The sequence below is a fragment of the Treponema putidum genome (genome assembly GCF_000755145.1).
In the GTDB taxonomy this organism is placed as follows: domain Bacteria; phylum Spirochaetota; class Spirochaetia; order Treponematales; family Treponemataceae; genus Treponema_B; species Treponema_B putidum.
Window position 1 is genome coordinate 1,957,684 of the sequence record NZ_CP009228.1, and the last position, 14,475, is coordinate 1,972,158.

The window sequence follows — 14,475 nt, forward strand, 5'->3', positions numbered from 1 at the left end:
TTTTCAATGCCTTGCTTTTTTGTAAAAAATAGCTTATAATCGGTTTCCAATGAATCTTGAAGCTTTTATTTTAGGCTGCGGCGGAATGATGCCGCTTCCATATCGACATTTAACATCGGTTTTGCTTCGCCGTGAGGGCGATTTGTTTTTGTTTGATTGCGGGGAGGGGACTCAGGTTGCCCTGCGCCGCCTTAATTTGCGCTGGAAAAGGATTAATGCTATTTTTATAAGCCATACCCATGCCGACCATATAACCGGTCTTCCGGGTCTTCTAATGCTCTCATCTCAAGTTGATAGGGATGAACCTCTTTATATAATAGGGCCTCCCAAGGTTGCCGAATATGTGGAGACTAGCCGGAAAGTTTTAGATATGTATATCAATTATGAGATTATCGTAAAAGAAATAAAGGAGCCGGGTGTCGTTTATTCTACCGGCGAATTTCAGGTACGCTCTTTTTGGCTGGATCATACAAAACCCTGTCTGGGATACACATTTGAAGAGTTTGAAAGGCCGGGGGAATTTAATCCAGAAGCTGCAAGAGCCTTAAATGTTCCATGCGGCCCTCTTTGGTCAAAGCTCCAAGGCGGAAATGAAGTAACCTCAGCCGACGGAAAAACAGTCCGGCCAGAAGATGTTATGGGCCCTAAAAGAAAGGGCAGAAAATTCAGCTTTGTAACCGATACAAAATATTTATCCTCCATTGCTCAAGAGGTCAAACATTCCGACTTTTTTGTTTGCGAAGGGATGTTTGAAAAGGGAATGGAAAAAGATGCAGCCGAAAAAAAACACATGACATGCACTCAGGCGGCTCAAATAGCTAAAGATGCTGAGGTAAAAAAGATGGCCCTAATTCATTACAGTCCGAGGTACACCGATAATGAGCTTAAAGTTCTTTTAGATCATGCCAGAGAAGTTTTCCCCGAAACAATCCTTTCAAAAGACAGAATGAATATTCAACTGGAATATGAAGATTAGAAGTTTGTTAAAGTATGCGAAGTTTATCAGTTTTCTTTAGATTTAATTTGCAATGCTTTTAAATAAGTCATTGACAGTTTAAAAATGGTCTCTTGACAACAGTATATTTTTCTTATATTCTGAATGCGTAAAATTTGCATATTTAGAAAATGAAACTTGAACGCATCCTCGAAATAATCATATATTTATTGAATCATGAAAAGGTTTCCGCAAAATATTTGGCAGAGTATTTTGATGTGTCGGTCAGGACTATTCAGCGTGATATGGTAAGCATAGCCGAAGCCGGTATACCCGTATATACCTTGGGTGGAAGGTACGGCGGCTATGCCGTTTTGGAAAATTATAAAATAAAAAACATCAACATCAAAAACAGCGAACAGCAAATTATTATAAGTGCTTTGGAAAGTCTTGCAACTTCATATACAAATGACAAGCTCAATTCCTTAATCGAAAAATACAATGCCATTATCGAAAAAGAGGGCGGGCAAAAAGTTTTTTGGGATTTTAGTGTTACAAAAGAAAATAAAAAAGCGCAAGATTCCAATATGCTTTTGGAAAAAGCTATCGGCGGTAAGAACTATATGGTTTTCGATTACCGCAATTCCGAAGGAAAAACTTCGCATGTTTGTGCGGAGCCCCTTGCAATTCATTATAAATGGTATGCATGGTATTTGTTTGCATATGTTAAAGAAACAAAAGAGTATCGAACCTTTAAGGTTGCTCGGATGCAAAACCTGGTCATCTCAAAAGAAAAATCTTTTATAAAACACGGCGATATACAACAAAGAATGAAAGAAGCCGAGCTGGCGTATTATAAAACCTGCATCGATATAGAAATTATTTTTTCCGAAAAAGAAATTCCGCTCATCGAAGAATACTTTCCCGACTCCGTTATCGAAAAACTGCCGTCTCAAAAATGTAAAACCCATATTCATGTTCCTGCAAAAGAACGGCTGTGGAAGGCCTTACTCCTTAGCTTCGGAGATGCTGTAACCGTCGTTTCTCCAAAAGATTATAAAGAAGAGCTTATAAAAACCGCTGGAACTTTTTTATCTAATTACGACAAAAATCTTCTTTGAACTCTGTGTTTTGCTGAAAATAAATAAAAAAGTACTTTTTTTAGATTTTTAGATTTTTATATTGACATAATAGGAAAACTATGAGACAATTACAAAAACTGGAAATACTTAATTCTTTTATTTTATGGTAGACACTTACCGTAAAAATCATTTTTTTCATTCTTCATAGGAGGAAAATTATGAAAAAAAAGATAATACTAATATTTGTAATACTTTTATTTTTTATGTTGTTTTTTGTAAATTTGAATGCTGAAGAACAACTGCTCGTGTTATATCCTGATTCCAGCGATGTCAATTTATTTAATTTATATGAGATTTTGTATAAAGATCTTACTGAAAACTGGTTAGAACCGTATATGAAAGCGAAAACGGAAATTGAGAAAACAGAGACAGAAAAGAAACGGGCAGAGCGTGAGTTGGGTAAAGCAAAGTCGGAGAAACAACGAGCCGAACAAGAATTTAAAAAAGCAGAAGCAGAAAAAAAACGGGCAGAGCAGGAATTTGCAAAGGCTCTTATCGAAATTGAGGCTCAAAAAAATATGAAATTGTCTTTAGGTAGTATTAATAATATTCTAAAAAACTACCATACATTAACTTCAAAATTGGATAAAACCGACTGGTCTTTATTTTTTAAGAATAAAAACATTAAAGATATTTTACAGACACTGGAAAATGATTCGCTTCCGGCTGAGGTTACATCTATTTTTTTAGAATTGAAACTTGATGTAAAAAAAACTGCTTTACAATTAGCTGTATTACAATATTGTTTTTTTGTACTAAAATGTGAAAAAATATTTGGGGATAAAATAAAAGAAACAGATCAACCTTCAATAATGTCTGAAATAAGAAAAGCAATAAGTATACAGGATTTTAGATTGGTAGAAAAAAATTATTATAATATTGAACGAATTTTAGATGCTGCTAAAGAATAAAATATAGATTTTTTCTAAAACTCTAATTGATCTTTACCATATAACCTTTAGCTCTATAATGAAAAACTTAAACCTTGTACCTGCCAAAGAGTATCTGGCGGAGCTTATACAAATTTCTCAAAAGTTTTTATCTAATTACGACATATAGCTGTCGCCGTCCTGTGATAATGTATTTGGTATAGATTATTTTTGGACGGATACAGTGTGATGAAAAAATATCTTTTAATATTAAAAGCCTATTTTAAAGGTTCTCTTATGAACTTGATGGAATATAAGTTCAATTTTATAAGCGGCGGAACCTTTGAACTCGTATGGCTCTTTATGTATCTCATTTTTATAGATACGATTTTTATTCATACCGAAACGGTAAACGGCTGGGATAAGTACCGAATGCTGATGCTGACCTTTCAAGGCGGACTTATGGATGCCGTTTTTACTTTTTTGATAGTGCCTGGATTAAAAAGATTGCCCGAAATGATTAATACCGGCACCTTGGATTTTATATTATTAAAACCATTGAATCAGCGTTTTACTATTTCATTTAATGAGTTCGATATTCCGCAAATAAAAAATATTATCATAAATATTACCGGTTTGATGTATTGTTTTATAAAACTGAATATACGGATGACTCCTTTAAAATTATTACTGTATATTTTACTTTCGTTGAACGGCTTTTTTTTGATTTATTCGATTATGTTTATATTGATGAGTTTGGCTTTTTGGTTTATGCGGATGGATATTGTTATGGGCATAGGTTCCGAGCTGATTACCATCGGAAATAAACCTATGCAGATATATCCGCGGCTGCTTCAAAAAATTCTTATCTTTGTCATTCCGCTGTTTGTATGTTTTAATTTTCCTATTTTGTTTGCCGTTAAAGACTTATCCATTGGTTATATTCTATATTCTTTTGCGGCAAGTTTTATATTTTTTTTATTATCGAATTTTATTTTTAAAAAAGGAGTAAGGCGTTATGTCGGATCGGGCAGTTAGTAACGAAAAAATTATTGTTGCAGAAAATATCTGCAAAAGTTATGCATATTATCAAAAAGATGCGGGACTTAAAGGCAGTATTAAAAATTTGTTTAAACGTAAAAAACTATATAAACCTGCGGTTAAAAATCTTTTCTTTGAAATTGCTCAAGGTTCGATAACGGGCTTAATCGGTTTAAACGGTGCAGGCAAAACGACAACACTTAAAATGTTATCCGGTTTGATATTGCCGACAGAAGGAAGCCTTACCGTCTTACAGCACAATCCTTTTGAAAAGAAAAAAGAATATCTTAGGCAAATTTCGATGGTGATGGGAAACAAGAGTCAGCTCTGGTGGGATTTGCCTGCCGTTGATTCTTTTGAGCTTAATAAAACCATTTACGAGGTTGAAGATGCCGATTACAAAAAGACGCTGCACACAATGATTGAAATACTCGGCGTACAAAAACAGGTGAATGTTCAGGTGAGAAGACTGTCTTTAGGAGAGAGAATGAAAATGGAATTGATAGCGGCTTTAATTCACAAACCGAAACTTATTTTTCTTGATGAACCGACAATAGGCCTTGATATAATTACGCAATATAACATAAGGGATTTTCTAAAACATTATTGCAATAAATATCATGCAAGCCTCATACTGACAAGTCATAATTTTAACGATATTGTTTCCCTTTGTACGGAATTGATTTTAATAAATAAGGGAGAAAAAATATATTCCGATTCTTTTATTAACTTTAAAAATGAATTTTTAAATAAAAAATATTTTATATTAAAATTAAAATTCTTGCAAGCGGATAAAATTATAAAAACCTTGCAAGAAAAAGGTAATTTTTTTGCAGAAAAAACTGCAGAAGATACGGTTAAAATTTCTGCTGACTCAACTGCGAGTTTGGATATATTAAAAAATATTTCCAATGATTTTATTGAAGAGTTAAGTGATATTACCATTGAAAATATTTCGATGGAAGATGTTATCAGAAGATTGTATACATCGAGTGAGGACATACTATGAGCTCCTATTACAAAGTTTTTAAAATAAGTTTGGCAAATCGATTGGAATATAGAGTTAATTTTATTTCCGGATTTTTATTTTCACTGTTTCCTTTTACAGTTAATGTATTGTTATGGATTGCCGTCAGTTATCAAAGTAAAGATATACCTTTTAAAGCAAACGGTATATTATCGTATTACTTTTTGACTTTGATAACCTACAATATTACTTCAACGGTTTCCGTATTTAAAATTTCCGATGATATAAGGCTCGGCACACTCAATCAGTATCTTATAAAACCGTATAATTATGCACTGTATCAACTTGCTTCCGATTTACCTCATCGTTTTATTTTCATTGTTATGAATGCAATTCCGATTACGGTTTTATATTTTTTGCTGCAAAGATATTTTGTGTTTACACTATCATTATGGAAGGCTTTATTTTTTGTCTTCTTTTTGATCGCAGGTTATCTCATCAATTTTTTAATCGATTTTTTGATAGCACTCTATAGTTTTTATTTTTCGCGTGTTTCTTCACTCTATACATCGATACGGGTACTTAAAAATATTTCTGCCGGTATTATTTTTCCGCTTGTCCTTTTACCCGAATCGGTGTTTAGTCTTTTAAAGAACTTACCCTTTGCCTTTATTTCCCATATTCCGGTAAGCCTTTTACTCGATGATGTTCCGCTATGCACCGCTTTTATTTCCTTATGTAAAAGTTTAGGCTGGATAACGCTGCTTGCTATTTTCTGTACAATAGTATGGAAAAGAGGAATGAAAATCTATTCCGCCTATGGAGGATAGTATGTATAAAAATCAAATTACAAATCCCTCCGCATCCGGCTTGGAGTAATGCCGTAGGTTTCCTTAAAGGCTTTTTGAAAATAGCCGTCTCCGTAATAGCCGACCGCTTGTGCTATTTCTATAATGGATAAGCTATCATCATAAAGGAGTTCGAGGGCCTTTGTCATTCTTATTTTTTGAGTGTATCCGTTTATCGTCGCGTTAAAACAATCTTTAAAACCGGTTACCAGTTTTTGCTGATTGATGGCAAACTTTTTGGCAAGTTCGGCAATCGTAACATGATCTGCAAAGTGTTCTTCTATAAAAGTTTTTACTTCTTTAAGGACGGCCTTGTCTTTTTGAGAAAGGTGCACATTTATTGCCGGTTTTGCTTTATAAATATAATCATATAGAAGAGAAAAAACTTCCAAACATTTACCTTGAATATAGAGCTTTAAAGCTCCTCCTTCCAATGTACATTCTTTAAGACTGTTGCAAATTGCGGTTATTTTCGGAATGACAATCGGTTCGGGATTAAGTACGCATGCTGCTCTTTCAAAAAAATCCTCTTCCAATGTGATAGGCAAAGAAGAAAAAAACTTTTCCCGAAAGCCGAAACCTATATTGATAAACCGTACATGAGGTTCAATCCTCTTATATCCGTAAAAACTAAAAGTATTGACATAGGCATTAAGCCCGTATTCAAATTCGCAAGACTTTTCTTTTTTTTCATAATAGGAGGCGAGCCCGGTGTAATATTGCCCAAGTTCGATAATTCTTTCATTTACATTATCCGCCTTGATAACAAGAGGCCGGTACAGTGTACAATCGGAAATAGTCGCCACAGCCGTTTCGGTATCTCCCAAGATGGAAAAACCGCCTGAGCCTTTTTCTTCATCCAATATATAATCCCTTCTTCCATCTTTTAAATGCTTGATAAAGCCGAAATGTTCAAAGTCCTCCCAATAATCTTCAACCGTACGCATGTTTACCTCTTCTCTTTTTAAAGTTTTTCTGTTCTATTTGAAGATTATAATAGTATATTTGACTTAAAAAGTCAAGTATTTTTATATTTTCTTTCTTATTTGAAGAAATTCTTGTTGACAAAAATTCTTATAACGGCTAGAATAAGGTAGTAAAATAAGTTAGCGATGACTAACCGAGTTTTTTGAAATGGAGCATTTTGTGAATAAAAAATCAAAAGGAATATTCGACAGTGTTTTTTATTATTCAAATAAAGGAAAACCGTTTCTTATTGCAAGCATTTTTTTATCTACGGTAGGAATGTTATGCAATGCCGTTCCCTATATATCGGTATATTTTATAGGCAAAATATTTTTAACCGGCGGAGAAAGGGACGGCGTTTTCTTTTGGATAATGGTTGCAGGTGCTGCCGTTTTATGTAATTTAATTTTTTCATTTTTAGGCAGTTTGGGCTGCCATAGAGTGGCATTTAAAATTTTATATGGGTATCGAATTAAGCTGATGGAACATTTAGGAAAATTACCGCTCGGCTTTTTTTCCAAAAACACAAGCGGCTCCATTCAAAAAATAATGGATGAAAATATCGAAAAATTAGAAGGGGTTATCGCTCACATGCTGCCTGATTTGACGGGTTCCTTTGTTGTGCTGGTGTTACTCTTATTAGGAATTGCCTATCTTAATTGGCTTATGGCAATTACGGTGCTCATTTCGGTGGTGCTTGCCTTTTTCTTTCAGGCTTTGATTTTTGGCGGAGAAAAAGCAAAAGAAAGATATGCAAACTATATGAAACTTTCGGCAGATATTACCGGTCATTTTTCAGAGTATGTAAAAGGAATGGCGGAAGTAAAACTGTTTGGACGGGCAGGCGGCATATCAAAAAATTTGGAGCACAGCCTTGACGGATGTCTTGACTGGGAAATAACCAATTATAAAAGATCCGCTTTTTTTATGAGCATGTATAAAAGTATTATCCTATCTCTTCTTAGCTTTGTCGTTCCGGTCGGCGGTTTTTTGATTTTTAAAAATCCTGCAGGAGATACGGTTTTATCGGTTATTATGGCATTGATTATCGTACCTGCACTGTACGACCCGCTTTTAACCTGTATAGATTATGCAAATCAAATCAACTTTGCAAAAGCAGGCCTTGTGCAGATAGACGGTATTTTAAATGAGCCCGTTTTTAAAGCAAAAAATAATGAGGAAAAAGAAAAGGGTGCGGCGGTGCATTTTGATTCGGTTTCATTTTCGTATCAAAGTGAGGCAGACCCCTTACGGAAGCAAGCTCTTGATACCGTTTCATTTACTTGTAATGAAAATGAGATGACTGCTTTGGTCGGAGAATCGGGAAGCGGAAAATCCACCATAGGGCAGTTGCTTTTACGGTTTTGGGATGTGCATGAAGGATGTATAAAGATCGGCGGAAAGGATATAAAAAGCTTTGATACGGAAGACTTAATGGAAAAAATCGCCTTTGTTTTCCAAGACACTCATATCTTTTCGGATACGGTACGAAACAATATTTCGATGAATAAAAACTGCTCCGATGAAACAATAATCGAAGCGGCGAAAAAGGCGAGATGCCACGATTTTATTATGAACCTTCCCGATAAATATGACACCCTAATTGGTTCGGGGAATATAAAGCTGTCAGGCGGAGAAGCTCAACGGATTTCGATAGCACGGGCTTTTTTAAAAGATTCTAAAATAGTTATTTTGGACGAAACCTTGGCCTATACCGATGCGGAAAATGAAAACTTGATACAGGAAGCAATTAGAAATCTTATTAAAGATAAAACGGTCATTGTCATTGCGCACCGGCTGAAAAGCATTATGGATGCGGATAAGATTATCGTTTTAAGAGAAGGAAAAATTATAGAAGAAGGCACGCACAAAAGCCTTATGGAAAAAGACGGAGCATATAAAACGCTGTGGAATTTACAGTTTGAAGCGGAAACATGGGAAATAGCAAGCAAGGGAGGTGAACTGTAATGAAAGAACTTATAAGAAAATTTACAATGGGGCATCCCAAACAAATGACGGAACCGGTGATATGGTATTTTTTGGAAGGCTTCACCGTCGGTTTTCCGGCAGTAGCGGTTTATTTTGCAATTAATCTTTTTATTACATATTTTAATAATCCTGCAATCATCTTTGATAAGGGATATTGGAATATAGCCCTCTGGCTTGCAGGTTTTTTCCTTTTGCAGTTGACGGTCAGTACGGTTACCTTTTTAAAAACCTTTCTTCCCGGTGCCCGTAACTCTGCACAGAACAAAAAAGACTTTATTCAAAAAATAAAAAGATTACCGCTCGGTTTTTTTCTAAAACCCGTTCCGGAGAACTTATCAATACATTTACCGGAGATTTTTTAGCGATTGAGCAGGGTATGGTCGGCACTTTTACGGGATTGTTCGGTGTTGTTTTTTCCTGCATCTTAACATCGGTTTTTATGTTTTGGTTTAATTGGAAAATGGCGCTTGCCTTTTATATTGCACTCCCGATTTCCGCAATTATTATTTTAATTTCTTTTAAGGTATTGGGAAACTTAATTGTAAGCTCAAGAACGGCAAAAGATAATACTGCAGAAGCGCTCAATGAATATCTTTCCGGTATGAAAATTCTTAGGAGCTACAATCAAATAGGAAAGGGTTTTTCCAAACTTGAAGATGCCTACAAAAACCTAAAAGATATCAGCATAAGGGGAGAAACATTGGGCGGCTCCTTTTTAGGTTTTGCCTTAACATTTGCACGGGCAGGGCTTCCGCTTATGTGTTTTGCCGGAACCTATCTTATTGTCGGCGGCGAAATAGGCTTAACCGAATTTTTAAGTATCATTATTATCGGCACCAAAATCATAAGTCCGCTTCTTACATGGATTCGGTACACCGCCATTCTTAGAATGCAGTATGTCAGTGCAACAAGAATCGACAATGTTATGAGGAAAAAAGAATTAGGCGGTGAAAAATCAATAGAAATAAAAGATTTGGGCGATATTGAGTTTGAACATACGGGTTTTTCATATTTACAAGGGAAAAATGTTATTGATGATATATCCTGCATTTTTAAGAAAAACTCTCTTACCGCCATTGTGGGGCCGAGCGGCGGAGGAAAATCCACCATATTAAAACTTATCGCACAGTTTTGGGATGTAAACTCAGGAAGTATAAAAATCGGCGGTGTTTCACTCAATGAAATAAATCCCGATCACTGGCTTAAACATATTTCAATGGTACTGCAAGAGGTCTATCTTTTCCATGACACCATAAGAGAAAACATTATGTTCGGAAACAAAAACGCAACGGAAGAAGATATGATTCGCGCTTCCAAACTAGCAGGCTGTCATGAGTTTATAGAAAAACTGCCTGAAGGATATAACACCATTGTAGGTGAAGGCGGTTCTACCTTATCGGGCGGTGAAAAGCAAAGGATTTCAATTGCCAGAGCAATTCTTAAAAACGCACCGATTTTATTACTTGATGAACCTACAGCGAGCTTAGACTCAAAAAATGAAGTATTGGTTCAAAAGGCCATATCAAACTTGGTTAAAGATAAAACCGTCATCATGATTGCCCATCGCTTAAAAACCATAAAGAACGCTGACAAGATTATCGTTTTGGATAAGGGCCGCATTGTGGAAGAAGGCAGACACTCCGAATTGCTGGAGAAGCAAGGACTGTACGCACGGCTGTGGCATTTACAAAATAAATCAAAAGAATGGAAGATTTCATTATAGAGCTTCGGGAGGAATACAAATGAATAAGAAAATCGGATTAAAGGATATTGTCCTTATTACATTGCTTACCGCCATTATGATCGGCATACAAACGGTAGTATTAATGCCGTTTATAACAAATCTAAAATTTGTTATTTGGTTTGTAGGCGGAATCGATGGGGTATTGTGCGGCATCATTTATTGTTTGATGATAGCAAAGGCTCCTAAATTGGGAACGGCTTTTATATTCTCGTTTATTTTTGCCGTGTACTATTTTTTTGTAAATAGTATGATTATTATCAGTGCAATGATAGCCGGTGCAGGCTTGGTTATGGAACTTATCCTGTGGAACAACGGCTATAAGAATAAAATAAAAGCAACTATTGCATATGTACTGTTCGGTTTGACGATAATGCTGGCTCCCAATGTGCTTATTTTTTTGCAAAAAGATGCGATGATTGCAGGATTACAGGCAAATGGATTGACACAAGAATATATTGATTCGATATTCGCAGTTTATAGTGCTGAAAATATAGGCATCGGTATGCTTCTTACTGCTATCGGCTCCATTGCGGGTACGCAAATCGGGTATCGAGCATTGAATAGATATTTTATTTCCGGCGGAATGGTAGAAAAATAAGGTATGCCGGCAGAAAACAAAAAATATATTCCCGATATAAGAGTAAACCTCTTTCTTGCCGTTGCCGGCAGTATAGCCGTTTTGACATATAAAAATGAAATTACTTTTATAGCAGCGTTTGCTGTTTCCATAGTTTTTATTTTAGTTCAAAGAGAATACAAAAAGGCATTCACCTTTGTTTTAATTTTTTTGCTGCTCTTTTTGTTTTCTCACCTTACGGTCGGAATAACAAAACTTCAAACTTTATGGCTATTCGCAGCCGTTACAAGGCATCTTTTAATCCCGCTTTCTCTTGTGTCGGGAATTTCGGATAGACCTCCGGGAATGCTTCTCGAAGTTTTTCATCGGCTGCATTTACCGAAAGGGTTCGGTATTTCAGTTATTGTGTTATTACGATTTTTACCCACGATTAAGTATGAATTAAAAGCGATACGGGGTGCCTTAAAGTTTAGAGGAGTAGGAATATCGCTATTAAACACGATTTTTCACTTACCAAAAAATTTTTATTTAACATTGATACCACTGCTTATCAGAACCGTGCGTATTTCGGATGAAATAACAGCGGCAGCACTTACTCGCGGAATTGAGGTGAACAATGCTATTGTCAGTTTTTCGGAAGTTCGGTGGACAAAAAAGGATAGCGTTGCATTGGTAATGTTATTAGCCGGTTTTATCTGCCTAAAAATTATAGAAATAAAATGGGGTTGGAAATGGCGGTAGAACTGCAAAATTATTCTTTTTCCTATGACGGTAGAACACAGATTTTGAATAATATAAATATAAAAGTCAATCAAGGTGAGTTTGTTGTCATTACCGGTCTTTCAGGCGGCGGAAAAACGACCCTTATACGTGTATTAAACGGACTGTGCCCGCATTTTTATTCCGGTACGGTACATGGAAGATATGAGTTATATGGTAAAGATGCCAAGAATATGAGCATTGGTGAGCTTTCAAAATATTGGGGCTCTGTGTTTCAAGATCCGCGAAGTCAATTTTTAGCAAGAAAAGTGAAAGATGAATTAGTCATTGCTATGGAAAATGCTTGTGAAGATAGGGTTTTGATGAAGAATAAGCTTGAAGAAGCCGCAAGGGAGCTCGAAATAGAAAAGATTTTAGATACTGATATGATGTATCTTTCAAGCGGAGAAAAGCAAAAAGTTGCAATAGGTTCCGTATTTTGTACACAACCTAAAGGCTTTGTGTTAGATGAACCCTCGGCGAATTTAGATGGTGCGGCGACAAGCGGATTAGCCGAATTTTTAAAAAGAGTCAAAGAAAAAGGCTGTACGGTTGTTATTTCCGAACACCGTTTACATTATTTAAAAAAATTAATAGATCGCTTAATTATAATGAAAGACGGACAAATTATAAAAGACATTTCAAAGCATGAAATACATTCTTTAAATAATTTTGATTTGAGAAACCTTGGACTGAGGCAATTTAATTTACCTAAAATAAATGTAGATAAAAAGGTTAATGGGGATAATTCTTTCGCTGCTTGCAAAGGGATTGTTTATATAAAAAATTGTTATCGCATATTAGAAACTGTTGACCTCAATTTAGAAAGCGGAAAGGTTCATGTTATTGTAGGAGAAAACGGAGCGGGGAAAAGCAGTCTTTGCAAAATCATTACCGGTTTATACAAGCAAACGGAAGGCGGTATGTATATCGATACGGCACCGGTAAAGAAAAAAGAGCGATTACAAAGAACCTTTTTTGTAGGACAGGACATAGATTATCAGCTATACGGTTACTCCATAAGAAACGAATTTCAAATCGGAAATAAAAGGCTTACCGATGAAAAAATAAAAGCCTGCCTTGATGAACTACATTTAAAAATTTCCCTTGATACAAATCCTCAGGTTCTTTCAGGAGGGCAAAAACGAAGATTGCTTATTGGAATAGCTTATCTGAGCGGACGGGATATTATTGTCTTTGATGAGCCTACCAGCGGGCTTGATGGGTTCCATATGAAAATCATTGCTGATTTGTTCCGGTATCTTGCAGAAAAAGGAAAAACTATTATTGTTATCACACATGACATCGAGTTTACCGCAGAAGCCGCTGATACCATTATATACATGAGTAAGGGGAAAATACAGTATCATAAATATATTACGAATGAAAATCGATGATGTAAGTATGTTCAACTTGCAAAGTGCTTTAAGTTTTCATGCGGACGATAAAACCTCGTCTTGACAGATATATGTTTTGAATATATAGTAAGATTCGATGATTAACTTAAGAACAATTGATGAGAATAATTTTCAAGCATGTATAAATTTAAAAGCAACCGTTGATAAAGATGAATTTGTGGATTCGGTTGTATATTCACTTGCTGAAGCTTGGTTATATAAAAATGATAGTAAACCTTTTGCCGTTTATAATGATGATCAAGTTATCGGCTTCGTTTCTTTGTATGTCGGTGAAGGGCATTATCAAATAATAAATTTCTTGATTGACGATACATTTCAAAATAAAGGTTACGGTAAAGATGCTGCAATCTTGTGTATTGAATATTTAAAATCGGTCTTTAATGCAAAAACAATTTCGGTGCCTGTTTATGTTGAAAACCTTAAAGCTCAAAAGTTTTGGGAAAAATTAGGTTTTTATATTTCAGATAATATCGAAAACGGTTATATTTTTATGAGGATGAATTTATAAAAAAATGATTAAGCTTTTTTAAGATGTTCTAATAGTTTTACTTTCATATCATATAATTCTTCTGATGTAGGATAGATAAAAATATTTACTACAATCCAAAAGTTTTGGGCGCTATGTCAAGGTCAAGCATTTTACAAAATTGAAGTCCAAACTTTATAAAATTAAATGCAATAGAAGTAACTATTTTATCTGTTATAATATATCCATCTTCTACAGGATTTTTTATACAATCGTCCCACCCTTTCATTTTGTCAAGCTCTTCGGCTGTAAATCCTTCTTCAAATAAGTCTTCTTTATTCACTCCTGCCATAAATGGTTTTCCGTTAAGTAAGTCGGCCTTTACGAGTAAGATAGGTGCAATTGATATTGCTCCAATTATTTTATTTTTAAATTTTTTATGAAGTTTAAAATATCTTTATCTTCTATTGCAGATCTGATATCAGTTGCACCGGGTAATAGAAGACTGTCATATTCATCAATAATTATTTCATCAATTGATTTATCCGGGGATACAGTTAAACCTTCTTCGCTTTTAAATAAATCTTTCCGCTTGGCGAATACTACTATTTCTTTATTTTTTAAAGCTAAACCTTCAAGAGCAACACTAATTTCAAAGTTGCAATATGATTCATAAATCAATACAGCCGTTTTTTTCATTTATTTTCTCCCATAATGCGATGTTTGCCGAAAGGCAAACTCGGCAGATAAACAGA

The 14,475-nt window shown here is 35.1% G+C and carries 14 protein-coding genes and 1 pseudogene; 12 read left to right on the top strand and 3 right to left on the bottom strand.

Annotated elements, in window-relative coordinates; translation table 11 throughout:
• Nucleotides 1-49: 49 nt before the first annotated feature.
• The 6 genes from JO40_RS08895 to JO40_RS08920 all read left to right on the top strand — a co-directional run bounded on the left by JO40_RS08895 (nt 50) and on the right by JO40_RS08920 (nt 5,783).
• A complete protein-coding gene (locus tag JO40_RS08895) occupies nt 50-976 on the top strand; it encodes a ribonuclease Z (protein ID WP_044979027.1) in 927 nt (308 codons plus the stop codon).
• 149 nt (nt 977-1,125) lie between these two features.
• Nucleotides 1,126-2,055, top strand: a complete 930-nt coding sequence (locus JO40_RS08900) for a helix-turn-helix transcriptional regulator (protein ID WP_044979028.1) — start codon at nt 1,126-1,128, stop codon at nt 2,053-2,055.
• A gap of 179 nt (nt 2,056-2,234) precedes the next feature.
• Nucleotides 2,235-2,987 (top strand): hypothetical protein, encoded by a 753-nt coding sequence (locus JO40_RS08905; protein WP_044979029.1) that lies wholly within the window; start codon nt 2,235-2,237, stop codon nt 2,985-2,987.
• Between the two features lie 207 nt (nt 2,988-3,194).
• Entirely contained in the window at nt 3,195-3,983 is a 789-nt protein-coding gene (locus tag JO40_RS08910) for an ABC transporter permease (protein ID WP_044979030.1), read from the top strand.
• On the top strand, nt 3,964-4,995 hold the full coding sequence (locus JO40_RS08915) for an ABC transporter ATP-binding protein (protein ID WP_044979031.1): 1,032 nt from the start codon (nt 3,964-3,966) through the stop codon (nt 4,993-4,995). The genes JO40_RS08910 and JO40_RS08915 overlap by 20 nt, the downstream gene beginning before the upstream one ends.
• A complete protein-coding gene (locus JO40_RS08920) occupies nt 4,992-5,783 on the top strand; it encodes an ABC transporter permease (protein ID WP_044979032.1) in 792 nt (263 codons plus the stop codon). The genes JO40_RS08915 and JO40_RS08920 overlap by 4 nt, the downstream gene beginning before the upstream one ends.
• Nucleotides 5,784-5,800: 17 nt before the next feature.
• Here JO40_RS08920 and JO40_RS08925 read toward each other — a convergent pair whose 3' ends face one another.
• Complete coding sequence (locus JO40_RS08925; protein ID WP_044979033.1) at nt 5,801-6,748, bottom strand: helix-turn-helix domain-containing protein; 948 nt, start codon at nt 6,746-6,748, stop codon at nt 5,801-5,803.
• A 199-nt stretch (nt 6,749-6,947) separates the two neighbouring features.
• On the opposite strand from JO40_RS08925, the gene JO40_RS08930 reads away from it, so the two are divergent.
• The 6 genes and pseudogenes from JO40_RS08930 to JO40_RS08960 all read left to right on the top strand — a co-directional run bounded on the left by JO40_RS08930 (nt 6,948) and on the right by JO40_RS08960 (nt 13,762).
• Nucleotides 6,948-8,735: an ABC transporter ATP-binding protein gene (locus JO40_RS08930; protein ID WP_044979034.1), complete on the top strand. Its 1,788-nt coding sequence runs from the start codon at nt 6,948-6,950 to the stop codon at nt 8,733-8,735.
• Nucleotides 8,735-10,479, top strand: a pseudogene (locus JO40_RS08940) (ABC transporter ATP-binding protein). Before JO40_RS08930 ends, JO40_RS08940 begins: the two are co-directional and overlap by 1 nt.
• Before the next feature lie 19 nt (nt 10,480-10,498).
• Nucleotides 10,499-11,098, top strand: coding sequence for an MptD family putative ECF transporter S component (locus JO40_RS08945; protein WP_002685735.1), 600 nt, complete (start codon nt 10,499-10,501; stop codon nt 11,096-11,098).
• A 3-nt stretch (nt 11,099-11,101) separates the two neighbouring features.
• Complete coding sequence (locus tag JO40_RS08950; protein ID WP_044979036.1) at nt 11,102-11,818, top strand: energy-coupling factor transporter transmembrane component T family protein; 717 nt, start codon at nt 11,102-11,104, stop codon at nt 11,816-11,818.
• Entirely contained in the window at nt 11,809-13,233 is a 1,425-nt protein-coding gene (locus JO40_RS08955) for an ABC transporter ATP-binding protein (RefSeq protein ID WP_049992355.1), read from the top strand. Before JO40_RS08950 ends, JO40_RS08955 begins: the two co-directional genes overlap by 10 nt.
• A gap of 97 nt (nt 13,234-13,330) precedes the next feature.
• Nucleotides 13,331-13,762 carry a GNAT family N-acetyltransferase gene (locus tag JO40_RS08960; RefSeq protein WP_044979038.1) on the top strand — a complete coding sequence of 144 codons (432 nt, stop codon included), beginning with the start codon at nt 13,331-13,333 and terminating at the stop codon, nt 13,760-13,762.
• Nucleotides 13,763-13,850: 88 nt separating this feature from the next.
• On the opposite strand, the gene JO40_RS14200 is transcribed toward JO40_RS08960, so the two are convergent.
• Nucleotides 13,851-14,072 (bottom strand): hypothetical protein, encoded by a 222-nt coding sequence (locus tag JO40_RS14200; RefSeq protein WP_201771177.1) that lies wholly within the window; start codon nt 14,070-14,072, stop codon nt 13,851-13,853.
• A 65-nt stretch (nt 14,073-14,137) separates the two neighbouring features.
• Complete coding sequence (locus tag JO40_RS14205; RefSeq protein ID WP_201771178.1) at nt 14,138-14,419, bottom strand: DJ-1/PfpI family protein; 282 nt, start codon at nt 14,417-14,419, stop codon at nt 14,138-14,140.
• Nucleotides 14,420-14,475 lie beyond the last annotated feature (56 nt).